Here is a 1,604-nt window from a genome sequence, read left to right as displayed (position 1 = left end):
TCGTAGCCAGGCTTGCCCAACAAACCAAACATGTTGCGCTTGTATGCTTCAACACCTGGTTGGTCAAATGGATTAATGCCGTTCAAGTAACCAGAAATGGCTACCGCAACTTCAAAGAAGTAAATCATTTGTCCCAAAGCGAATTCGTTTTGCTTATCAAGCTCAACAATCATGTTTGGTACGCCACCGTCAACGTGAGCCAACAATGTTCCTTCTGAAGCTGTGCGGTTCACATAACTCATGGTCTCACCTTGCAAATAACCCAAACCATCGTCAGCGTCTGTTTCTGGAATCACAACGTCTGAAACTGGTTCAGTCACGCGCAACAACGTCTCAAACAAGTTGCGACGACCGTCTTGGATGTATTGTCCAAATGAGTGCAAGTCTGTTGAGAAGTTTCCGGTTGCTGGGAAGATGCCCTTGCCATCCTTACCTTCTGACTCACCTTGCAATTGCTTCCACCATTCACCGATTTGAACCAAAGTTGGATCATAGTTAATCAACAATTCTGTCGTATAACCCTTGCGGTACAAGATGTTACGGTATGCAGCATATTGGTATGCTGGGTTCTTCGTCAAATCAGCATCGGCGTAAGCTGCTTCCCCGGCAGCGGCACCAGCCATCAATTGTTCGATATCACCACCAGCAGCAGCGATTGGCAACAAACCAACAGCCGTCAAAACTGAGAAGCGACCACCAACACCATCAGGCACAACAAATTCTTCGTAACCTTCTGCATCAGCCAACGTCTTCAAAGCCCCACGCTTAGCATCAGTCGTGGCGTAAATACGCTCACGAGCACCTTCAACACCATACTTTTCTTCCAACATTTGCTTAAAGACACGGAAGGCAATGGCTGGCTCAGTCGTTGTTCCTGACTTTGAAATCACGTTAACTGAGAAGTCACGGTCGCCAATGACCTTAATCAAACTGTTCAAGTAAGCTGGTGCAATTGAGTTTCCAGCAAACAACACTTGTGGGAAGTCACGCTCATCATCCCCGTAGTAGTTATTGAAGTAATCGTTCAAGAAATCAATGGCTGCACGTGCACCCAAGTATGATCCTCCAATTCCGATGACAACCAACACCTTAGAGTCAGATTGAATCTTCTTAGCTGCCGCCTGAATACGTGCAAATTCATCCTTGTCGTACTCAGTTGGCAAGTGTAGCCAATCTGTATAAGCTGCGCCAGCCCCTGATCCATCGCGCAACATTTGGTCCGCAACCGTCACCAATGGTTGCATCATCCCTAATTCTTGTTCACCAACAAAATCGGCCAACTTTGATGTGTCAAACGTCAACGTCGTCATAAATTCTTACCTCGTTTTCCCCTAATAGCTTTTGGTATAGACCAATTATAACACTTCCTAAAAAATCTTGAAAGCGATTACGTTATCTAGATTTTTACGCTAGTTTTAAAAAAGTTTAGGCATCTTACCCAACCAAATTACTCCCCAATCCAGCAAAAAGCGGGCACCAGTCAAACCAATGCCCGCTTTTCAGCTTACAAGTTCTTAAACGCGTATGTCGTCGTGTATGAACGCTTTTCACCGGCTGGCAAAACAATATCACCAAACTCTGGGTGGTGGATTGCATCAGACAAT

The 1,604-nt window shown here is 45.4% G+C and carries 1 protein-coding gene; it reads right to left on the bottom strand.

Features of this window, described 5'->3' with window-relative positions:
- Nucleotides 1–1,310: glucose-6-phosphate isomerase (locus WEIDD23_RS08195; protein WP_062358903.1), on the bottom strand; the 1,310-nt coding region annotated here is incomplete at its 3' end.
- Between the last annotated feature and the right edge of the window lie 294 nt (nt 1,311–1,604).

The sequence above is a fragment of the Weissella sp. DD23 genome (assembly GCF_001579105.1).
Classification (GTDB): domain Bacteria; phylum Bacillota; class Bacilli; order Lactobacillales; family Lactobacillaceae; genus Weissella; species Weissella cibaria.
Note: the sequence above shows the minus strand (reverse complement) of the source record. Positions and strands in the feature narration are given on the sequence as shown.